Origin of the sequence: Curtobacterium sp. PhB115 (assembly GCF_003752025.1) — a bacterium.
GTDB lineage: Bacteria > Actinomycetota > Actinomycetes > Actinomycetales > Microbacteriaceae > Curtobacterium.
In genome coordinates this window covers 557,018-577,860 of the sequence record NZ_RJKR01000005.1, presented here as the reverse complement: position 1 = coordinate 577,860, position 20,843 = coordinate 557,018, and the positions used below count along the sequence as shown (strand labels likewise).

18 protein-coding genes are annotated in these 20,843 nt (G+C 72.0%); 13 read left to right on the top strand and 5 right to left on the bottom strand.

Annotated elements, in window-relative coordinates:
• Positions 1–38: 38 nt before the first annotated feature.
• Positions 39–1,514: a xylulokinase gene (locus tag EDF19_RS02935; RefSeq protein ID WP_123679416.1), complete on the bottom strand. Its 1,476-nt coding sequence runs from the start codon at positions 1,512–1,514 to the stop codon at positions 39–41.
• Positions 1,511–2,701, bottom strand: a complete 1,191-nt coding sequence (gene xylA / locus EDF19_RS02930) for a xylose isomerase (RefSeq protein WP_123679415.1) — start codon at positions 2,699–2,701, stop codon at positions 1,511–1,513. The genes EDF19_RS02935 and xylA overlap by 4 nt, the downstream gene beginning before the upstream one ends.
• 138 nt (positions 2,702–2,839) lie before the next feature.
• Between xylA and EDF19_RS02925 the strand changes: the two genes are divergently transcribed.
• From EDF19_RS02925 to EDF19_RS02885, 9 genes are all read left to right on the top strand, one after another.
• Entirely contained in the window at positions 2,840–3,994 is a 1,155-nt protein-coding gene (locus EDF19_RS02925; RefSeq protein WP_123679905.1) for a Gfo/Idh/MocA family protein, read from the top strand.
• Entirely contained in the window at positions 3,991–4,698 is a 708-nt protein-coding gene (locus tag EDF19_RS02920) for a ThuA domain-containing protein (protein WP_123679414.1), read from the top strand. Before EDF19_RS02925 ends, EDF19_RS02920 begins: the two co-directional genes overlap by 4 nt.
• Complete coding sequence (locus tag EDF19_RS02915) at positions 4,683–5,795, top strand: Gfo/Idh/MocA family protein (RefSeq protein ID WP_123679413.1); 1,113 nt, start codon at positions 4,683–4,685, stop codon at positions 5,793–5,795. The genes EDF19_RS02920 and EDF19_RS02915 overlap by 16 nt, the downstream gene beginning before the upstream one ends.
• Before the next feature lie 4 nt (positions 5,796–5,799).
• Positions 5,800–7,074 carry an ROK family transcriptional regulator gene (locus EDF19_RS02910; protein ID WP_123679412.1) on the top strand — a complete coding sequence of 425 codons (1,275 nt, stop codon included), beginning with the start codon at positions 5,800–5,802 and terminating at the stop codon, positions 7,072–7,074.
• Positions 7,071–8,120: an NAD(P)-dependent alcohol dehydrogenase gene (locus EDF19_RS02905; protein WP_123679411.1), complete on the top strand. Its 1,050-nt coding sequence runs from the start codon at positions 7,071–7,073 to the stop codon at positions 8,118–8,120. Before EDF19_RS02910 ends, EDF19_RS02905 begins: the two co-directional genes overlap by 4 nt.
• A gap of 185 nt (positions 8,121–8,305) precedes the next feature.
• Positions 8,306–9,694: an MFS transporter gene (locus EDF19_RS02900; RefSeq protein WP_123679410.1), complete on the top strand. Its 1,389-nt coding sequence runs from the start codon at positions 8,306–8,308 to the stop codon at positions 9,692–9,694.
• 220 nt (positions 9,695–9,914) lie between these two features.
• Entirely contained in the window at positions 9,915–11,342 is a 1,428-nt protein-coding gene (gene glmU / locus EDF19_RS02895; RefSeq protein WP_123679409.1) for a bifunctional UDP-N-acetylglucosamine diphosphorylase/glucosamine-1-phosphate N-acetyltransferase GlmU, read from the top strand.
• A gap of 61 nt (positions 11,343–11,403) precedes the next feature.
• Complete coding sequence (locus tag EDF19_RS02890) at positions 11,404–12,381, top strand: ribose-phosphate diphosphokinase (protein WP_123679408.1); 978 nt, start codon at positions 11,404–11,406, stop codon at positions 12,379–12,381.
• Entirely contained in the window at positions 12,378–13,157 is a 780-nt protein-coding gene (locus EDF19_RS02885; RefSeq protein ID WP_123679407.1) for a putative protein N(5)-glutamine methyltransferase, read from the top strand. Before EDF19_RS02890 ends, EDF19_RS02885 begins: the two co-directional genes overlap by 4 nt.
• Positions 13,158–13,564: 407 nt before the next feature.
• Here EDF19_RS02885 and EDF19_RS02880 read toward each other — a convergent pair whose 3' ends face one another.
• A complete protein-coding gene (locus EDF19_RS02880) occupies positions 13,565–15,172 on the bottom strand; it encodes a molybdopterin-dependent oxidoreductase (protein ID WP_395859395.1) in 1,608 nt (535 codons plus the stop codon).
• A 207-nt stretch (positions 15,173–15,379) separates the two neighbouring features.
• Between EDF19_RS02880 and EDF19_RS02875 the strand changes: the two genes are divergently transcribed.
• On the top strand, positions 15,380–16,024 hold the full coding sequence (locus EDF19_RS02875; RefSeq protein WP_148071014.1) for a hypothetical protein: 645 nt from the start codon (positions 15,380–15,382) through the stop codon (positions 16,022–16,024).
• A gap of 163 nt (positions 16,025–16,187) precedes the next feature.
• Here EDF19_RS02875 and gndA read toward each other — a convergent pair whose 3' ends face one another.
• Positions 16,188–17,645: an NADP-dependent phosphogluconate dehydrogenase gene (gene gndA, locus EDF19_RS02870; protein ID WP_123679405.1), complete on the bottom strand. Its 1,458-nt coding sequence runs from the start codon at positions 17,643–17,645 to the stop codon at positions 16,188–16,190.
• A 112-nt stretch (positions 17,646–17,757) separates the two neighbouring features.
• On the opposite strand from gndA, the gene EDF19_RS02865 reads away from it, so the two are divergent.
• Positions 17,758–18,297: a gluconokinase gene (locus tag EDF19_RS02865; RefSeq protein WP_123679404.1), complete on the top strand. Its 540-nt coding sequence runs from the start codon at positions 17,758–17,760 to the stop codon at positions 18,295–18,297.
• On the opposite strand, the gene EDF19_RS02860 is transcribed toward EDF19_RS02865, so the two are convergent.
• Positions 18,284–18,547: a hypothetical protein gene (locus tag EDF19_RS02860; RefSeq protein WP_123679403.1), complete on the bottom strand. Its 264-nt coding sequence runs from the start codon at positions 18,545–18,547 to the stop codon at positions 18,284–18,286. The two genes, EDF19_RS02865 and EDF19_RS02860, sit on opposite strands and share 14 nt — an antisense overlap.
• Before the next feature lie 214 nt (positions 18,548–18,761).
• Between EDF19_RS02860 and EDF19_RS02855 the strand changes: the two genes are divergently transcribed.
• Together EDF19_RS02855 and EDF19_RS02850 are read left to right on the top strand one after the other, a co-directional pair.
• The gene (locus tag EDF19_RS02855; protein WP_123679402.1) at positions 18,762–20,129 is read left to right on the top strand and encodes a sensor histidine kinase; all 1,368 of its coding nucleotides are present in this window, start codon (positions 18,762–18,764) and stop codon (positions 20,127–20,129) included.
• A complete protein-coding gene (locus EDF19_RS02850) occupies positions 20,126–20,797 on the top strand; it encodes a response regulator transcription factor (protein ID WP_123679401.1) in 672 nt (223 codons plus the stop codon). Before EDF19_RS02855 ends, EDF19_RS02850 begins: the two co-directional genes overlap by 4 nt.
• Positions 20,798–20,843: the final 46 nt, after the last annotated feature.

Below are 20,843 nucleotides of genomic sequence, written 5' to 3'. Positions count from 1 at the left end.
CACCGTCGAGGACGGCGCCGGGGGCACGGAGTGTCGGTTCAGTGCGCCGCGGCGCGGTACTGCTCGAGCACCTCGGGGTGCGGGTCCGCGGGCACGGTCGTCGTCGCGACGTCCCACGACGGCAGGGTGCCGGTGAGCGCCCAGGCCGCCTGCTTCGCGGCGCCGGATGCGACGTACTCGCCGGGTTCCGGGATGAGCACGTCGCGCCCGAACACCTGTGCGGCGACGGCCCGGACGGCCGCGTTCCGCGCGGCCCCGCCGATGAGCAGGAGGCGCGAGACGGTGACGCCGGTGTCCTCGACGGCGGCGAGTCCGTCCGCCAGGGCGCAGAGCATCCCCTCGACGGCCGCCCGCGCGAGGTGCACGCGGTCGGTCGTCCCCGGCGTCATGCCGAGCAGGGACGCGGTCGCGTCCGGACGGTTCGGGGTGCGCTCGCCGACGAAGTACGGCACGAGGACGAGCCCGTCCGCACCGGCCGGCGCCTGCAGCGCCAGCTCGCCGAGCGCGTCGTGGTCGACGCCGAGCAGGCCGCCGATCACCTCGAGCACGCGGGCCGCGTTGAGCGTCGTGACGATCGGGAGGCGCGACCCGGTCCCGTCGGCGAAGCCCGCCACGGTCCCGCTCGGGTCCCGCACCTCGGTCCCGGTGACCCCGAAGACCGTGCCGCTCGTGCCGAGGGACACCGCGACGTCACCCGGGCCGAGCCCGAGGCCGAGCGCTGCCCCGGCGTTGTCACCGAGTCCGGCGCCGACGACCAGGCCGGACGGCGCGAGCGCACCGTTCGGCAGCTGTACGTCGGTGGACAGCGTGCCCATCGCCTCGTCGTGCTCGACGACCCGTGGCACGACGACGGCGTCGGACGCCCCCGAGCCGGCCACGCGCAGCGGTCGGCCGAGTGCGCGCTCGAACAGGTCCTCGTCGTACGAACGGCGCACCGGGTCCCAGTAGGCGGTGCCACTGGCGTCCGAGGCGTCGGTCGCGAGTGCGTCCAGGTCGGGGCCGAGCGGACTCTCGTCCGCCGGCCCGTAGCCGCGCAGCCGCCACGACAGCCAGTCGTGGGGGAGCGCGACGGCCGCGACACGGGCCGCGTTCTCGGGCTCTGCCTGCCGGAGCCACCGCAGCTTGGTACCGGTGAACGACGCGACCGGCACCAGACCCGTCCGGGCGACCCATGCCTCCCGGCCGATCTCCTCGACCATCTGCGCGGCCGCGTCCGCACTGCGCACGTCGTTCCACAGGAGCGCGTCGCGCACCACGTGGCCGTCCGCGTCGAGCGCGACCATGCCGTGCTGCTGCCCGGCGATCGCGACGGCGGCGACGTCGTCGAAACCGCCGGCCTCCGCGATCGCGGTGCCGAGCGCGTCCCACCAGTGGCGGGGGTCGACGGCGGTGCCGTCCGGGTGGGACCCGCGCCCCTCCCGGACGACGGCACCGGTGTCGGCGTCACGGATCGTGACCTTGCAGGACTGGGTCGACGAGTCGACCCCGGCCACGAGCCGCCGGTCGTCGCTCAACGAGCGCCCATCAGGTGCTCGATCGCCAGCTGCTGCAGGCGGACGAAACCGAAGCCCTTGCCGCCGAAGTACGCGTCGGCGTCGAAGTCCTCGTACGCCGAACGGTCGGCGAGGAACGCGTCGTACGACTCGCCGTCGTCCAACGTCGGCTTCGACAGCTCGGAGACCTTCGAGGCCTCGAGCGCGGCCTGCACCTCGGGGTCGGCGCGGAACGCCTCGGCGCGCTCCTTGAGGAGCAGGTACATGCGCATGTTCGCCGCGGCCGAGTCCCAGACGCCCGAGATGTCCTCGGTGCGGCTCGGCTTGTAGTCGAAGTGGCGCGGGCCGTCGTACGCCTGGCCACCCTGCGGCGAACCGTGCTCGAGCAGGTCGACGAGCGAGAACGCGTTCTGCAGGTCGCCGTGACCGAACACCAGGTCCTGGTCGTACTTGATGCCGCGCTGACCGTTGAGGTCGATGTGGAAGAGCTTGCCCTGGTAGAGCGCCTGGGCGATGCCGGCGGTGAAGTTCAGACCGGCCATCTGCTCGTGGCCGACCTCGGGGTTGATGCCGAACATCTCCGGACGCTCGAGGGTCTCGGTGAAGGCGATCGCGTGACCGAGGGTCGGCAGCAGGATGTCGCCACGGGGCTCGTTCGGCTTCGGCTCGATGGCGAACCGGATGCCGTAGCCCTTGTCGGTCACGTAGTCCGCGAGCAGGTTGACGGCCTCGCGGTAGCGCTCGAGCGCCGCCTGGACGTCCTTCGCGCTGTCGTACTCGGCGCCCTCGCGGCCGCCCCACATCACGAACGTCGACGCACCGAGCTCGGCGGCGAGGTCGATGTTGCGCAGGACCTTGCGGAGCGCGAAGCGGCGCACCTGCCGGTCGTTCGAGGTGAAGCCGCCGTCCTTGAAGACGGGGGCGGAGAACAGGTTCGTCGTGACCATCGGGACCACGATCCCGGTGGACTCGAGCGCGCCCTTGAGGCGGTCGATCTGGGTCTGCCGTTCGGCGTCGGTGGAACCGAACGCGAACAGGTCGTCGTCGTGGAAGGTCAGGCCGTAGGCCCCGAGCTCGTCGAGCTTCTCGACCGCCTCGACCACGTCGAGGGCCGGACGGGTCGGCCCGCCGAAGGGGTCGGAGCCGTTGTAGCCGATGGTCCAGAGACCGAAGGAGAACTTGTCTGCACGGGTGGGCGTCGTTGCCATGGTGGTCACCGTTCGTCGTCGAAACAAAATGTTGCCGCGCCCAACATAAGCGGTAGTGTTGGCTGTGGCAAGGACCGATCGCAAGGGAGCGACTGGATGGCACAGGAACGACGCGGACACGACCGACTGCGGATCGCGATGATCGGGCACGGCTTCATGGGGGCCGCCCACTCGCAGGCCTGGCGGACCGCCCCACGCTTCTTCGACCTCGGCGTCGAACCCGAGATGGCCGTCCTGGTCGGGCGTGACCCGGAGCGCACCGAGGCGTCCCGCGAGCAGTACGGCTGGCAGGCAGCCTCCACCGACTGGCGCGCCGTCGTCGCCGACCCGGACATCGACGTCGTCGACATCGTGTCGCCCGGCTCGTCGCACGTCGAGATCGCGATCGCCGCACTCGAGGCCGGCAAGCACGTCCTGTGCGAGAAGCCGCTCGCCAACACGGTCGAGCAGGCCGAGGCGATGACCGCGGCCGCCGCAGCAGCACGCTCGCGGGGGATCCGCTCGATGGTCGGGTTCAGCTACCGCCGGGTGCCCGCGATCGCCTTCGCGCGAGAGCTCGTGCAGGCCGGTCGACTCGGCACCATCCGCCAGGTCCGCGCGCTCTACCTGCAGGACTGGCTGGCCGACGAGGACGGCCCGATGACGTGGCGGCTCGACAAGGCGCTCGCAGGGTCCGGATCGCTCGGCGACATCGGCGCGCACGCCATCGACCTCGTCGAGCACATCACGGGCTCCGAGCTGACGAGCGTGTCCGGCACCCTCGAGACCTTCGTGACCGAACGTCCCCTGCTCGCCGACGGCGTCGGACTCTCCGGCACCGCGTCGAGCGAGCGCGGGCAGGTCACCGTCGACGACGCGGCGTTCTTCACCGCACGGCTCGGCGGCGGCGCTGCCGACCGCGCGATCGGCACGTTCGAGGCCACGCGGTACGCCACCGGCCGGAAGAACGGGCTGACGCTCGAGATCAGCGGGTCCCTCGGGGCGATCCAGTTCGACCTCGAGGCGATGAACGAGCTGCGGCTGTACGAGACATCGGCACCCGCGGGGGAGCAGGGCTTCCGCCGCATCCTCGTCACCGAACCGGAACACCCGTACGCCGCGGCGTGGTGGCCCACCGGGCACCTCATCGGCTACGAGCACACCTTCAGCCACCAGGTGAAGGACTTCGTCGACGCGATCGTCGCCGGCACCGACCCCTCGCCCTCGTTCGAGGAAGGACTCCACGTGCAACGCGTGCTCGACGCCGTCGAACGGAGCGCCGCCGACGGCAGCAGCTGGACGGTGACGGCATGAGCGCCGCCGAGACCACCCGCCGGGCCCTCGTCGTCCGTGGTGGCTGGGACGGCCACCAGCCGGTCGAGACCACCGACCTGTTCACCCCGTTCCTGCAGGAGCACGGGTTCGAGGTCCGGGTGTCGGACTCGACGGCCGTCTACGCCGACGAGCCTTACATGGACACCGTCGACCTGATCGTCCAGGTGAACACCATGACGACGATCGCACCGGAGGAGTTCGCCGGCCTGCAGCGTGCGGTCCTGAACGGCACCGGCATGGCGGGCTGGCACGGCGGCATCGCGGACTCGTACCGCGACACCGCCGACTACCTCCACATGATCGGCGGGCAGTTCGCGCACCACGCGGGCAAGCACCCGGACGAGCGCATCGGCGAGCAGTCCGACAACTACATCCCGTACACGGTGCACGTCACCGACCTCGGGCGCGAGCACCCGATCACGCAGGGCATCGAGGACTTCGACCTCGTCACCGAGCAGTACTGGGTGCTCAGCGACGAGTACAACGACGTCCTCGCCACCACCACCCAGGAAGCCCGACCGTGGGACGCCTGGAACCGCCCGGTCACCGCGCCGGCGATCTGGACCAGGCAGTGGGGGAAGGGACGCGTGTTCGTCTCGGCACCCGGACACCGGCTCGAGATCGTCGAGTCGCAGCCGGTCCGCACCATCATCGAACGGGGACTCCTGTGGGCAGCACGGTGAACGAGGGGGTGCTCCGCGTCGGCGTCGTCGGCGTCGGGGTGATCAGCCAGCAGTACTTCGAGCACTTCCCGGCGCTGCCCGGGCTCGAGCTCGCCGCGGTCGCCGACCTCGACGTCGCGCGAGCCCAGGCGGTCGGAGCGGAGCAGGGCGTCCGGGGCACGAGCGTCGACGACCTGCTCGCCGCCGACGACGTCGACGTGGTCCTCAACCTGACGATCCCCGCCGCGCACGCCGACGTCGCCACCCGCGCGCTCACCGCGGGCAAGCACGTCTACGGCGAGAAGCCGCTCGCGATGTCGACGGCCGAGGCAGCCCCTGTGCTCGACCTCGCCCGCCGGTCGGGGCTGCGGGTCGGCAGCGCACCCGACACCGTCCTCGGCACCGGGATCCAGACCGCCCGCGCGGCACTCGACGACGGCGTGATCGGCACCCCCGTCGGCGCCGCCGTGGCCTGGAGCGCCCCGGGGCACGAACGCTGGCACCCGGCACCGGCGTTCTACTACCAGCCGGGCGGCGGGCCGCTGCTCGACATGGGGCCGTACTACCTGACCAGCCTCGTCACGTTCTTCGGCCCGGTCGTCCGGGTGAGCGGCAGCGCAACCCGTTCGACCCGTGAGCGCACCGTCGCGACGGGTCCGAACGCCGGCACGCCGATCCCGGTCGACGTCGACACCCACGTCGCCGCGGTCCTCGAGCACGAGAACGGGGTCATCTCCACCGTCACCGTGTCCTTCGAAGTCTGGGCCACACGCGCTCCGCTCTTCGAGGTGTACGGCACCTCGGGCACGCTCGACGTCCCCGACCCGAACCGCTTCTCGGAGCCGGTGTCCGTCGCCACCGCCCAGGACCCGACGTGGAACGGACTGCCGACCAGCGCCGGGTACGCCGACGCCGGGCGCGGGTACGGTCTCGCCGACATGGCCCACGCGATCGCCACGGACCGACCGCACCGTGCCTCCGGCGACCTGGCGTTCCACGTGCTCGAGGTCATGGAGGCCGTCGCGACCGCGGCTCGCGACCACGTCGTCGTGCCGGTGACCTCGCGGGTCGACCGCCCCGCGACCGTCCCGCACGGCGCGCGACCGGCGACCTGGTGACACCGTGACCGAACGGCCGGCGGGCAACACCGGACGGGTGCTCCGGCTCGTGCACGAACTCGGGCCCGTCACGCGCGCGGAGCTCACCCGGCTGACCGGGCTCAACCGCTCCACGACGCTCGCCATCGTCGGTGAGCTCGTCGAGCTCGGACTGGTGCACGAGTCCGAGGGGAGCGCCACCGGCACGACCGCCGGCGCCGGCCGCGCGACCGCCGGCGCGGGCCGCGCGTCCGCCGGCGCCGGCCGCGCGTCCGCCGGTGCCGGCCGCGCTTCCGCCGGGGTCGGCCGTCCGAGCCCCGTCGTGCGCGCCTCGGCCGACGTGGTCGCCGCCGCCGTCACGGTCGAGGTCGACGCCGTCACGGTCGCCCTGGTCGGGCTCGACGGCACCGTCCGCGAGCGCGCCGTCGAACCGTCCGACGCGCCCCCGAGCGCCGCCACGGCGATCGAGACCATCGCGGTCCTGGTCGAGCGGCTCACCGCCGGGATCGGCCCGGGCGCCCGCCTCGTCGGCATCGGCGTCGCCGTCCCGGGCACCGTCCACGTCGGCGACGGCGTCGTCCGGTACGCACCGCACCTCGGCTGGCACGACGAACCGGTCGCCGGCCCCCTCGCCGACCGCACCGGTCTGCCCGTCCGGGTCACGAACGACGCGAACACCGGCGCGTGGGCCGAACGGCTCTACGGCAGCGGGCGCGGCGTCGACGACCTCGTCTACCTCAACGGCGGCGCGAGCGGCATCGGTGGCGGGGTGATCAGTGCCGGGCGGCCCCTCAGCGGCGCGGACGGGTACGCCGGCGAGCTCGGGCACACCTTCGTCGCCGCGAACGGCATCCGGTGCCACTGCGGTGCCGTCGGGTGCCTCGAGACCGAAGCCTCCCGCGACGCCCTCGTCACCGCCGCCGGGGTCGCACCGGACGATCAGGCAGCCCTCGCGGCGGTCCTGGCCGAACACCGTCCCGAGGTCGAGCGCGTCGTCGACCGGCAGGTCACCGCACTGGCCACCGCCCTCCGGAACGCGATCCACACCGTCAACCCCGAGGTGGTCGTCCTCGGCGGCTTCCTCGGCGTCCTGCTGCAGCACGTCGGCGACCGCATCGAGACCGAGGTCCGGGCGCAGACGATGGCGGCGATGACCGAACGGCTCCGGGTGCTGCCGGCCGGGCTCGGCGACGACGTGCTGTTGCGCGGCGCCGCCGAGACCGGCTTCCGCGACCTGCTGCGAGCCCCCACCCGACCACACGGCCGCGACGACGCGGCCGGGGAAGCGAGAACCGCATGACCTCCACCCAGCACGGCGACCAGCAGCAGCGCGTCAGCGTCCTGCTCGGCACCCAGGACCTCACCGTCGAGGACCGCCCGGTCCCGACCGTCGACCCCGGCGACGTGCTCGTCCGGGTGGCGGCCGTCGGCGTCTGCGGCTCCGACGTGCACTACTACCGGCACGGCCGCATCGGTGACTTCGTCGTCGAGGAGCCCCTGGTCCTCGGACACGAGCTCTCCGGCACGATCACCGCCGTCGGTGCGGGGGTCGACGAGTCCCGCGTCGGCGAACGCGTGGCCATCGAGCCGCAACGGCCCTGCCACCGCTGCGCCCAGTGCCTGGCCGGCCGGTACAACCTCTGCCCGCACATGCGCTTCTACGCGACCCCGCCGGTCGACGGCGCGTTCGCGGAGTACGTCACCATCGAGTCCGAGTTCGCGCACACCCTGCCCGACTCCGTCTCGTTCGAGGCCGGCGCACTCCTCGAACCCCTGTCCGTCGGCATCGCCGCGGTCCGCAAGGCCGGGATCGTCCCCGGCTCGTCGGTGCTCATCGCCGGTGCCGGTCCGATCGGCATCATCTGCGCGCAGGCCGCGAAGGCGTTCGGTGCCTCGCGCATCGTCGTCAGCGACCTGGTCGCGGAGCGCCGCGACCGCGCCCTGCAGTACGGCGCGACCGAGGTCGTCGACCCCACCGCGGTGTCGGTCGCGTCCGACATCGTGCCCGTCGACGCCTTCATCGACGCGAGCGGCGCCCCGCGTGCGGTCTCCGACGGCATCAAGGCCGTCGGTCCGGCCGGAGCCGCGGTGCTCGTCGGTCTCGGCAACTCCGAGATGACGTTGCCCGTCGAGCACATCCAGAACCTCGAGGTCACGGTCACCGGCATCTTCCGGTACACGAACACCTGGCCCGTCGCCATCGAGCTCGTCGCGTCCGGCCAGGTCGACCTCGACTCGCTCGTCACCGGACGGTTCGGGCTCGACGACGTCCGCCAAGCACTCGAGAGCGACACCGACCCGGAGTCCCTCAAGTCCGTCGTCTACCCCGGCGGCGTCCCCGCCTGACCCGCCGAGCACGCGCAGCGTGCGAGGTCCCGCACACGGTGGCGGCGTGCGCAGCTCGCACCGGGCCCGGAACGCGGCACGGTGCGGCCTGGAGGCGCGGGGCGGGCCCGCACCGCGCCTCCAGGCCGGCACGTGACCCGGAACGGGGCCACCGGTGCGTCACCGGGACGCGCTACGGTTCGCGCATGACCGCTTCACCGGCCGCCGTCGTGCCGCAGCGCACCGACCGGCGTGCGCTCGTCTCCTGGGCGTTGTGGGACTGGGGATCCGCGGCGTTCAACGCCGTCGTGACCACCTTCGTGTTCAGCACGTACCTGGCGAGCCGAGCGTTCGTGGACCCGGCGCACGTCGCCGACACGTCCGCGGCGGGGAAGGCCCTCGTCGAGCGCGAGCTCGCGCACAACACGGCGGTCGTGTCCACCGCCCTCACCATCGCCGGCATCGTCGTCGCGCTCGTCGCACCGGCGATCGGACGCCTCGCGGACTCGTCCGGCCACCGCCGCCGATCCGTCCTCATCGCCACCATCGGCGTCGCCCTGTCCATCGGCGGCATGGTGTTCGTCGCACCGAGCCAGCCGTACCTCGTGCTCGGCGCAGCGCTCCTCGGCATCGGCACCGTCGCGTACGAGATCGCGAGCGTCGGCTACAACGCGATGATCGGGCAGGTCGCCTCGGGGGAGCGCACCGGCCGGGTCTCCGCGATCGGGTGGGCCGCCGGGTACTTCGGTGGCATCGTGCTGCTCGTCGTGCTGCTCGTGCTCTGCATCCAGGACTTCCAGGGCGACGGCGTCGTCGGTGGGCTCCTGCAGCTGCCCGCCACCGTCGCGACCGGCCAGTGGGACGTCCGCGTCGCGATCGGCATCGCCGCCGTGTGGCTCGCCGTCAGCTCGATCCCGCTCTTCGTCGTCATCCCGGAAGCCGCACCCGACCGTACCCACACCGGCGGGGTCCTCAGTGCCTACGCGGACCTCGGCCGTGACATCGCACGACTCTGGCGCGAACGACGCAACGTGCTCGCGTTCCTGCTCGCCAGCGCGGTGTTCCGCGACGGCGTCGGTGCGGTGTTCACTTTCGGCGGCATCATCGCCGCGCAGGTGTTCGGGTTCAGCGCCTCCCAGGTCATCCTGTTCGCCATCGCCGCGAACGTCGTCGCAGGCATCGCCACCTACCTGTCCGGACGGCTCGACGACCGGTTCGGGTCCCGGGCGCTGATCATGGTGTCGCTCGTCGGGCTCTCGCTCTGCGGGCTCGGGGTGCTCGCCGCGGGGAACGCCACCGAGTGGTTCTGGGTGCTCGGGCTGACCCTGGCGCTCTTCGTCGGACCGGTGCAGTCGTCGTCGCGGGCGTACCTCGCGCGGCTCGCGACGCCCGGACGCGAGGGCGAGCTCTTCGGCCTCTACGCCACCACCGGGCGTGCGGCGTCGTTCCTGGCGCCGGCGCTGTTCGGGGTCGCGGTGACGATCGGGGGCTCGACGCGCTTCGGGATCATCGGCGTCGTGGTGGTGCTCGTCGCGGGGCTGGTGCTGATGGCGTTCGTGAAGCGGGAGCCGGCGGTGGCCGCGCCCGGCCGGTGACACGTCGGGCCGCGGTGCTCGCATCCAGTTCGGCGCAGCGACGACGAAGTCGAGTCTCAGCGGCGTCTCGCACTGCGGGGCGGGTGTCGCAGCGGACCTCGGCTGACGCCGGCCAGGAGGCCCGGTGCACGCTCGTCCACAGGCTGCGGTTGTGCGCACGGTTCCGCACAGGGCCGTGGTTCGGCCCGCCTCGCCGGCGCGCGTGCGCCAGGATGGGTGCATGACCGACCAGCGGATCGCCGTCGTCGTCCTCGCCGCCGGGCAGGGCACGCGCATGAAGTCCTCCACGCCCAAGGTGCTCCACCGGCTCGCCGGGCTGCCCCTCATCGCGCACGTCCTGCGCACGGCAGAGTCGCTCGCACCCGAGCACGTCGCCGTCGTCGTGCGGCACGAGCGGGACCTGGTCGCGGCCGAGATCACCGAGCGTGCAGCCGACGCCATCGTGGTCGACCAGGACGACGTGCCCGGCACCGGTCGTGCGGTGGAGGTCGCCGTCGCCGCCCTGCCCTCGGACTTCGACGGCTCAGTCGTGGTGCTCTCCGGCGACGTCCCGCTCCTCGACGCCGCGTCGCTCCGCACCCTCGTCGACGCGCACGTCGGGGCCGCGAACGCCGTCACGCTCGTCAGTGCCATCGCGCCGGACCCCACCGGGCTCGGTCGTGTCGTGCGCGACGGCTCCGGTGCGTTCGTGGGGGTCGTCGAGCACAAGGACGCGACGGCCGAGCAGCTCACCATCACCGAGACCAACGCCGGCATCTACGCGTTCGACGTCGCACACCTGCGTGCCGTGCTGCCGTCGCTGACCACCGCGAACGCGCAGGGCGAGAAGTACATCACCGACGCCCCGACGCTCATCGCGGACCGCGGCGGCATCATCGACGTCGTCACCCTCACCGACCCGTGGCTCGTCGCCGGCATCAACGACCGTGCGCAGCTCTCCGACGCGGCCCGTGTGCTCAACGCCCGCATCGTCCGACGGCACCAGCTCGCCGGTGTGACCGTGCAGGACCCGGCGACCACGTGGATCGACCTCGACGTCACGATCGAGCCCGACGCCGAGATCCTCCCCGGCACACAGCTCCTCGGTGCCACCGCCATCGCCGGGGGTGCCGTGGTCGGGCCGGACACGACGCTGCGCGACACCGAGGTCGGGGCCAGCGCCACCGTGAACCGGGTCGACGCGACGCTCGCGGTCATCGGCGACGGGGCGTCGGTCGGACCGTTCGCCTACCTGCGACCGGGCACGATCCTCGGCGACAACGGCAAGATCGGCACCTTCGTCGAGACCAAGAACGCCAAGATCGGCCGGGGCAGCAAGGTGCCGCACCTGTCGTACATCGGTGACGCCGAGGTGGGCGAGGACTCGAACATCGGGGCCAACACGATCACCGCGAACTACGACGGCGTGGCGAAGCACCGCACCGAGGTCGGGTCCCACGTTCGGACAGGCTCGCACAACGTCTTCGTCGCCCCGGTTAGGATTGGTGACGGCGCGTACACGGGTGCCGGGACGACCGTCCGCAAGGACGTCCCAGCCGGATCGCTCGCGATCAGCTACGCCCCACAGCGCAACACCGACGGATGGGTCGAGGAACACCGACCCGGTACTCCGGCGGCCGAGGCTGCTCGGCACGCGAACGGCGAATAGATCCTGGCGACTCCGGTCGTCGACATCGACCCCACGCGGGGTCAGGGAGTGAGCACCGCACTTGTCCGGAATCAAGACAACCGGCCAGAAACGACTCGTCCTCGTCTCGGGGCGAGCACACCCGGCGCTCTCGGCCGAGATCGCAGAGGAACTCGGCGTCGACCTGGTCCCCACCGATGCCCGGACCTTCGCGAACGGTGAGCTGTACGTCCGCTTCGACGAGTCGGTCCGCGGGTGCGACGCCTTCGTCATCCAGTCGCACACGGCGCCGATCAACGAGTGGCTCATGGAGCAGCTCATCATCGTCGACGCCCTCAAGCGCGCGTCGGCCAAGCGCATCACCGTCGTCGCGCCGTTCTACCCCTACGCCCGTCAGGACAAGAAGGGCCGCGGCCGCGAGCCGATCTCGGCCCGCCTCGTCGCCGACCTGTTCAAGGCCGCTGGCGCGCACCGGATCATGAGCGTCGACCTCCACGCCGCGCAGATCCAGGGCTTCTTCGACGGCCCGGTCGACCACCTCTTCGCCATGCCGGTGCTGCTCGAGCACTTCAAGGCGATCCTCGACCCGTCGATCCTGACGGTCGTCTCGCCGGACATGGGCCGCGTCCGCGTCGCTGACATCTGGTCCGAGAAGCTCGGTGCGCCGCTCGCGATCATCCACAAGCGCCGCGACCCGCTGGTCCCGAACCAGGTCACGGTGCACGAGATCGTCGGTGACGTCTCCGGCCGGTGGTGCTTGCTCGTCGACGACCTGATCGACACCGGGCGCACGATCGCCAAGGCAGCCGAGGCGCTGAAGGAAGCCGGTGCGATCGGCGTCGTCGTCGCCGCGACCCACGCCGTCTTCTCCGACCCGGCCACCGAGCTGCTGCAGAGCGAGTTCATCGACCGCGTCGTCGTCACCGACACCCTGCCCGTGCCGGTCGAGAAGCGCTGGGACCGTCTCGAGATCCTGCCGATCGCCCCGCTCCTGGCCCGCGCCATCCACGAGGTCTTCGACGACGGTTCCGTCACGTCGATGTTCGACGGCGCCGCTTGACCCACCCCGCGCGTGACGCCCTCGCGGCTCGGCTCCGGGCCGCGGGGAGCGTCTTCGCCGAGGACGAGGCCGACCTCCTGCTCGAAGCGGGGGCCGGTGAACCCGTCCGGCTCCGCACCCTGGTGCAGCGTCGGCTCGGCGGCGAACCCCTCGAGTACGTCCTCGGTTGGGCGGCCTTCGACGGACACCGCATCCGGGTGACCCCCGGCGTGTTCGTGCCGCGCGCCCGCACCACCGTCGTCGTCGAACAGGCGGCCCGACGGTTGCACCGCTACGACCGCGTCGTCGACCTGTGCTGCGGCGCCGGAGCGATCTCGGTCGGACTGCTCGGTCGTGTCGGCGCGCTCGACCTCGTCGCCGCGGACATCGACCCGGATGCCGTCGACGTCGCCGCCGAGAACATCGGCGACCGCGGGATCGTCGTGGCCGGGGACCTGTTCGCGCCGCTGCCCGATCGCTTCCGAGGCGTCGTCGACGTCATCGCGGTGAACGCGCCGTACGTGCCCACGGCGTCGATCGCGACGATGCCGGTCGAGGCGCGTGACCACGAACACCGCGTCGCGCTCGACGGAGGGCAGGACGGTCTCGACCTGCACCGTCGCATCGCAGCGGGCGCGGGGGAGTGGCTCCGTCCCGGGGGTGCGGTCGTGATCGAGGTCTCCGAGGCGCAGTCAGAGATGTCGGCGGCGGCGTTCGCTGCGGCCGGGTTCTCCGCCGTGGTCGAGCACGATGCCGATGTCGACGGCACCTGCGTCGTCGCGACGCTGCCGGCCTGAGCCGCGACGGCGGGCGCTGCGCGCCGGCGCTCACGTTCGCCGAGGTAGCGCGACACGCCGCTCACGTCCGCCGAGGTCGCACGACCTGTCGGTTCAGCGCTCGCAAACCGACGCTTTGTGCGACTTCGGCGCCGCGCACGCGGCGTGTCCTGACCGCTCGCGAGGCCCGAGGCGGGCGTGCCCCGCGCCTCCAGGCCGACCGCGTCGACCAGCCGAGGTCGCGCGACACGCCGCTCACGTCCGCCGAGGTCGCACGACCTGTCGGTTCAGCGCTCGCAAACCGACGCTTCGTGCGACTTCGGCGCCGCGCACGCGGCGTGTCGTGACCTCTCGCGAGCGACCGCTCGCGGGACCACCGGGCGCGATCGCGCCGCCCTGCGCCGCCCCGCGCCGTCCCTCCCGCTCCCTCAGCGTGCGTCGACCGTCACCGAGTGCCAGCCCGACGCACCGTTCGGCGCGGGCGGCCGCTCGACACTCGTCTGGACCTCGCCGTCGGCGCTGACCGCGCGCACCTCGATGCGGTGCGAACCCTCGGTCGGCGTCCACCGCAGCACCCACTGCCGCCAGGTGTCCGCGGACACGGAGTCCGCGAGTTCCGCCTGCTGCCAGTCGCCGTTGCCGACCCGGACCTGCACGGCCTTCACGCCGGTGTGCGGCTGCCACGCGACGCCGGCGATCGCCACGGCCTTGCCGACCGTCACGGAGGAGCCGTTCCGCGGGGTGTCGATGCGCGACTCGAGCTTCACGGGCCCGCGCTCCGACCAGCCCCGAGGCGTCCAGTACCCCTCGGCGTCGGAGAAGCGGGTGACCTCGAGCTCCGTGACCCACTTCGTCGCGGAGACGTACCCGAACAGCCCGGGCACGACCATCCGCACCGGGAACCCGTGCTCCGCCGGTAGCGGCTCCCCGTTCATGCCGACGGCCAGCAGTGCTGCGGTGCCGTCGTCCTGCAGGACGTCGAGCGGGGTGCCGGCGGAGAACCCGTCGACGCTCGTGGACAGCACCATGTCGGCGTCGCCGGTCGGCTTCGCGCGGGCGAGGAGCTCTCGGATCGGGTATCCGAGCCAGAGGGCGTTGCCGATCAGGTCGCCGCCGACCTCGTTCGACACACAGCTCAGCGTGGCCATGTGCTCCTCGAGCGGCAGCGCGAGCAGCTCGTCCCACGTCAGCGTGACCTCGTTCTCGACAGCGCCGTGGATCCGCAGCGACCAGTCGGCGGGGTCGACCGCGGGGACGCGCAGCGCGGTGTCGATCCGGTAGAAGTCCGCGTTCGGCGTGACGTAGGGGGTGATGCCGTCGACGTCGAGCGACGCCCCGGCCGGCACCGCCGGAGCTGCGGTCGCCGCAGCCGGCAGGCGGACGGCTCGTCTGGCAGCAGCGGCCGCCTGCATCGCGGACGACCCCAGCCTGGAGGCAGTGCCCACCACGACGGCGACCGCTGCGGTCGCGACACCCCAGGCCAGGAACGCGCGGCGCTCCGCCGAGGCGGGTCGCGGTGCAGCGGACGGGACGGCCTCGGCGGCCTCCCACCGGCGGAGCCGCCGGAGCAGCAGTCGGAGGACGATCACGGCGGCAGCGACACCGAAGACCGTCGGCGCACCGTCGAACGTGCCGCTGCCCGAGCGGGTGCTGACGGCGATGAGGGCGAGCACGCCACCGACCGCGAAGACGACGGCGCCGAAGGGCGGGCGTGCCCGTTCGAGGATGCCGGCCCCCGCGCTGACGGCCGCGACGATCACGGTCATGAGCACGAACAGCGCGACCTTGTCGCCGGTGCCGAACAGGGCGACCATGAGGTCCTTCGCGCCGCCCGGTGCCAGGTCGATGACGGCCGAGCCGACGGCGACCAACGGACTCCCGGCGCCGCCGAGGAGCAGCGCGCCGAACTCGGCGACACCGAGGAACGCCGCCGCTGCCACCAGCCCGACGCACGCCGCGAACATCGCCCAACGGCGCGTGGAGGTCGGCTCGGCTGGCTGTTCGACGGCCGGTTCGACGGTCGGTTGGGAGGTCACCGCCTGAGCCTAGGTCTCGGGTGCCGCGCGCGGGCTGTGCATGTTGCGGCGCAGAACGCCGCGGGCACGTCCAGAGCGCTTCCACGAGCATTCATCGTCACCGGCCAGCACCTGCCGATCGCGACGTGCGAGGATCGGGGTGTGCTGAGGCGTCCCGATCGTGTTCCGCGCTTCGGCCGCGCCCGCCGCACCCACCACCGCACGCCGATGTCGGCCGCTCGCCGACTCTCCACGCTGCGCTGGGTGATCGTCGGGTTCTGGGCGGTCCTCCTCACGGCGCGCATCGTCGTGGTGTCCACGGCTCCCGACGCCGACCTGTCCTGGTACGGAATCGTCGAGTTCGCCGCGATCGGTCTGGGCGTCGCGATCATCGTGGTCGCGGTCGTCCGAGCCGCAGCGGCCCGGCGTCGCCACGCGGACGAGGCCCTCGCCCTCGCGATCCGTCGCATCGACCCCACGGTGTGGCTCGTCCCCGCGGCGCCGACCCCGGAACTCCGCAGCGCCGTCGAGGAACTCCGACCAGAGGTCGCCCTCGGTGCCCGCGTGACGTGGGCGTTCGGTGCGACCGAGGCGTCCCTGTGGGAACTCGACGATCGTCGGGCCACCCGACTGCTCGTGGTCCGGTGGAGCCGTGTCGTGCACGTCGGCCTCGACGACACGCACCGGCAGTCGTCCGAGGGGCGTGCTCGTGCCGCGTGTGCGATCGCGATCCACTACGTGCGGCCGGACGACACCCCCGCGGTGGCGACGTTCTTCGTGCGGACGGCACCGGGCGCCCGGAGGCTCCTCGGGCGGGGTCCGCGGCTCGAGCGGCTCGTCGCAGACCTGGCGCGGGAGCGCATCGTCGCCTGAGCGGCGTGACGCGACGCGCGGGCGCGCCCGGCGGTAGCGCGGCGCGCTGGCCGTAGCGCCACGCGCTGGCGGACCTCGTAGCGACGCCACGTGCGCGCTCGTTCGGTCGTGAGAAGGGCCCCGCCGATCGGCGGAGCCCTTCGAGGGTGCGGTCGTGCCGCGGTCAGTGGGTCGACGGCTCCTGCTCGACCTCGCGGCGGTCGTCGTCGGACCACAGGGTGTGGAAGGTGCCGTCCTTGTCGATGCGCTGGTAGGTGTGCGCACCGAAGAAGTCGCGCTGCCCCTGGATGAGCGACGCGGGCAGCCGCTCGGACGCGAGCGAATCGAAGTACGACAGCGCGGACGAGAAGCCCGGTGCGGGCACGCCCGACGCCGCCGCGATGCCGACGATGCGACGCCATGCGGCTTCGCCCTCGGCCACGGCGTTCGCGAAGTACGGGTCGACGAGCAGCGACTCGAGCTTCGGGTTCTTGTCGTACGCCTCGACGATGCGGTTGAGGAACTGGGCGCGGATGATGCAGCCCCCACGCCAGATCTTCGCGACGTTGCCGAGGTTGATGTCCCAGCCGTACTCCTTCGCCCCGGCGATGATCAGGTCGAAGCCCTGCGCGTACGCGACGACCTTCGACGCGTAGAGCGCCGCGCGGACGTCGTCGGCGAAGGTGTCCGGCACCTCGACGATGGACGGACGGTTCGTGATCGACTTCTGGACGGCTGCACGCTGCGACGGCTTCGACGACACCGCACGGGCGAACACCGCCTCACCGATGCCGGAGACCGGGATGCCGAGACCGACCGCGTTCTGCACGGTCCACACGCCGGTGCCCTTGGAGCCCGCCTCGTCGCGGATGACGTCGACGAGCGGCTTGCCCGAGTCGGCGTCCTGCTGCTTCAGGACCTCGACCGTGATCTCGATCAGGTAGGACTCGAGGTCGCCGCCGTTCCACTCCTGGAACACCGCGACGAGGTCCTCGACCGAGAGCCCGCCGACGCGACGGAGCAGGTCGTAGGACTCGGCGATGAGCTGCATGTCGGCGTACTCGATGCCGTTGTGCACCATCTTCACGAAGTGTCCGGCGCCGTCGGTGCCGATGTGGGTCACGCAGGGTTCACCCTCGGCCACCGCGGCGATCGACTTGAGGATCGGTCCGAGGGTCTCCCAGGCCTCCTTCGAGCCGCCGGGCATGATCGACGGGCCCTTGAGCGCGCCCTCTTCACCACCGGAGATGCCGGTGCCGACGAAGTTGAGGCCCTTCTCGCGCAGGTCGTGCTCGCGCCGGATGGTGTCGTGGAAGTTGGCGTTGCCGCCGTCGACGATGATGTCGCCCTCTTCGAACTTCTCGGCGAGCTGCGAGATCACGGCGTCGGTGCCCTTGCCTGCCTGCACCATGATGATCGCCGTGCGCGGCTTCGACAGGGAGGCGACGAAGCCGTCGATGTCCTCGGACGCGATGAACCCGGCGTCGCCGTGCTCCTTGAGCAGCTCCTCGGTGCGGGCGTACGTGCGGTTGTAGACCGCGACCGTGTTGCCCTCACGCGAAGCGAGGTTGCGTGCGAGGTTCGACCCCATCACCGCGAGGCCGATCACCCCGATGTTCGCCTGACCAGTGCTGTCTGCCACGAAAGTCTCCTTTGTCCTGACGTCTGGGACCAACCTACGAGTCCGCCCCTGGCACCGCACGGGTGTTACGGCAACTGGGGATGACTGTTCACCGCCTCAATACTGTGGAGGGATGACCGACCCCGCTGTCCTCCCGCCCGTGCTCGTGATGGGCGTCTCCGGCTCCGGCAAGTCCACGATCGGGCAGGCGTTGGCCGATGCGCTCGCCGACCAGGGCCAGCCCACGGTCTTCGTCGATGCCGACGACCTGCACCCGGCCGCGAACAAGGAGAAGATGCGGCAGGGCATCCCGCTCACGGACGACGACCGCTGGCCGTGGCTCGACGCGTGCGCCGAACGGATCGCCGCGGTCGAGGCCTCCGGGAGCCGCTGCGTGATGGCGAACTCGGCCCTGAAGCGCGTCTACCGCGATCGGCTCCGGGCGTCAGCACCCGACCTGGTCATCGCGTTCCTCGACGGGTCCCACGACCTCATCGCGGACCGGCAGGCGCACCGACACCACGAGTACATGCCGAGTTCGCTGCTGGACTCCCAGTTCGCGACCCTGGAGCGCCCGCAGCCCGACGAGGCCGCCGTCGACGTGTCGATCGACGGTTCGGTCGACGACACGGTGACGACCATCCTCGCCGCACTGTCGGTCACTTCCGGCTGAGCTCGGAGAGTCGTGCGCGGTACTCCTCGGCATCGATGTCGCCTCGTGCGAACCGGTCGGCGAGCACACCGCGAGCGTCCGAACGGGCGCGCCAGCTTCCCCGGCGGAGCACGCCGAACACCACGAACACGACGAGGAACGCGAAGAAGAAGAACGCTGGGAACAGGAAGAACGGGAACCCGCCGCCCTGCCAGTGCGGCCCGTACGCCGCCGCCGAGGTGAATGCGGTTGCCGTGATGGTCGTGAACATGGGGACCTCCAGAGATCGGTTTCGGTGTCGCTGTCGCGACGTTCCAATCGTTCGGCCTGGAGGCCCGTCACGCGTCCGCCTCCGAGCCGCACTTCCGTCTCCTCCCGCGGTCGTAGACCGGGTTCTCCTCCACAGACAGGTACTCCCGGAGGAGTAGTCCACAGCTCGTCGTCCGGCCGATGCCCGTGAGGACGGCCGACCCTAGGCTCGACCCATGACGACGGCACCGCGCAGCGACGACCTCGACCGGGCTGCTGCCCGGTGGCAGGGGCGTCCGCGGTTCGCGCGGTTCGGACGGGTCGTGCCGGTCGCGTTCCTGCAGATCGTCGGCACGCTCGTGGCATCCCGGTTCGCGTTCGGCGGTCCGGGCAGTTCGGGCGGTTCGGGCGGTCCACCGTGGGCGCGCCACGCGGCTGTCGGCGCCGTCGATCCGGTCGTGCTCGGCCCGCTGGCGATCACCTTGCTCGTGGCCGGCATCGTGGTCCTGCCGTGGCGCTGGCGGTGGCCGCGCTCGGTGCTCCTCGTCACCCTCGCGACGACCGTCGGGTACGTGATCGTGGTCAGCCCACGCGGCCCCTTCGTCGCGGCGCTGACCATGGCGATCGCGAACGCGTGGCTCCGGGGCCACCGCCGGACCGTTGCGGTCGCCGCGGTGGTGGCGGTCGCGGTGCTCCCCACGGCCGACGTCGTCCTCGGTCGATCGCCGGCGCTCGACCTCGGTGCGGTGCTGCTCTGCGTGGCGTGGCTGACCGTGACGATCGCGGTCGCCGAACTCGTGCGTGTACGGATCGAACGGGTCGCCGAGCGTCGCCGTGCGCGAGCCGAGGCCGAACGGCGTCGTGCGGGCGAGGAACGAGTCCGCATCGCCCGCGAGCTCCACGACTCGGTCGCCCACAGCATGTCGCTCATCAGCCTGCAGGCGGGCGTGGCGCTGCACCTCGGCGCGGAGCTCCCCGACCAGACCCGCGATGCCCTGACGAACATCCGCGACTCCAGTCGTGAGGCCCTCGTCGAGCTCCGGACCATCCTCGGCGTGCTGCGTTCGGTCGACGGCGGGGTGAGCGGAGCAGGGGAGCCCGACCGCAGCCCCGTCCCCGGGCTCGAGCGGGTGCCGGACCTCGTCGAGCGTGCGCGGGCGGCCGGCGTCCCCATCGACCTCGAGGTCCGCGGTGATCCGTCGAGCGTCCTCGGCACCAGCGGCCGCAGCGCGTTCCGGATCGTCCAGGAGTCCGTCACGAACGTCATGAAGCACGCCCCGGGCCACCACGCGCGGATCCTGGTCACGGTCGGGGCGGACGTCGTCGAGCTCCTCGTCGAGGACCACCGGGTGGCCGGCTCGCCACAGCGGACTCCCGACGGAGCTGACGGGTCCGTCGGGCTCGGTGCCACCGGCAACGGGATCATCGGGATGCGGGAACGTGCCGCCGCGGTCGGGGGCGACCTGACCGCGGGGCCGACGACGGACGGAGGGTGGCGGGTCACCGCACGGCTGCCGGTCGCCACCGACGGTTCGACCGAGACCACCGAGACCACCGAGACCACCGAGACCACCGAGATCGCCCCGGAAGGCAGCACGGCATGACCGCGATCACCGTCCTGCTCGTCGACGACCAGGTCCTGGTCCGTGCCGGTCTGCGTGCCCTCGTCGACGCCGAGCCGGGCATGACCGTCGTGGGCGAGGCGGGTGACGGTGATGCTGCGGTCCGGCTCACCCGCAGTCTCCGGCCCGACGTCGTGCTCATGGACATCCGGATGCCCGGCACCGACGGGATCTCCGCGACACGGCAGATCAGCGCCGACGTGGACCTCGACGGCGTGCACGTCGTCATCCTCACGACCTTCGAGCAGGACGACTACGTGTTCGAGGCGATCCGCTCCGGGGCGGCCGGCTTCCTCGTGAAGGACACCGAGCCCGCCGAGCTCCTCCGAGCGGTCCGGACCGTCGTCGCGGGGGACTCCCTGCTCTCACCGCGGGCAACCCGCTCCCTGGTCGAGGCGTACGCCACCCACGCCAAGCCCTCGGCCCTCGCGCCGGAGCTCGGCGTCCTCACCGACCGCGAGCGCGAGGTGATGCAGCTCGTCGCGGTCGGACTGACGAACACCGAGATCGCCGAACGCCTCTTCGTCAGCCCACTCACCGCGAAGACCCACGTCTCCCGCTCGATGATCAAGCTCGGCGCCCGCGACCGCGCACAGCTCGTGGTCTTCGCCTACGAGACCGGCCTCGTCACTCCCGGTTGGCAGCCCTGATGCGACTCCTCGACCCGGCTGGTATCACGCCTGATACCATTTTCTG

Bases quoted from the DNA above. Each gene is read 5' to 3' on its own strand.
- xylA (WP_123679415.1), bottom strand. From the start codon at position 2,701: ATGGCAACGACGCCCACCCGTGCAGACAAGTTCTCCTTCGGTCTCTGG.
- EDF19_RS02925 (WP_123679905.1), top strand. From the start codon at position 2,840: ATGATCGGGCACGGCTTCATGGGGGCCGCCCACTCGCAGGCCTGGCGG.
- EDF19_RS02900 (WP_123679410.1), top strand. From the start codon at position 8,306: ATGACCGCTTCACCGGCCGCCGTCGTGCCGCAGCGCACCGACCGGCGT.
- EDF19_RS02860 (WP_123679403.1), bottom strand. From the start codon at position 18,547: ATGTTCACGACCATCACGGCAACCGCATTCACCTCGGCGGCGGCGTAC.
- EDF19_RS02850 (WP_123679401.1), top strand. From the start codon at position 20,126: ATGACCGCGATCACCGTCCTGCTCGTCGACGACCAGGTCCTGGTCCGT.
- EDF19_RS02875 (WP_148071014.1), top strand. From the start codon at position 15,380: ATGTCGGCCGCTCGCCGACTCTCCACGCTGCGCTGGGTGATCGTCGGG.
- EDF19_RS02855 (WP_123679402.1), top strand. From the start codon at position 18,762: ATGACGACGGCACCGCGCAGCGACGACCTCGACCGGGCTGCTGCCCGG.
- EDF19_RS02905 (WP_123679411.1), top strand. From the start codon at position 7,071: ATGACCTCCACCCAGCACGGCGACCAGCAGCAGCGCGTCAGCGTCCTG.
- EDF19_RS02920 (WP_123679414.1), top strand. From the start codon at position 3,991: ATGAGCGCCGCCGAGACCACCCGCCGGGCCCTCGTCGTCCGTGGTGGC.
- glmU (WP_123679409.1), top strand. From the start codon at position 9,915: ATGACCGACCAGCGGATCGCCGTCGTCGTCCTCGCCGCCGGGCAGGGC.
- EDF19_RS02865 (WP_123679404.1), top strand. From the start codon at position 17,758: ATGACCGACCCCGCTGTCCTCCCGCCCGTGCTCGTGATGGGCGTCTCC.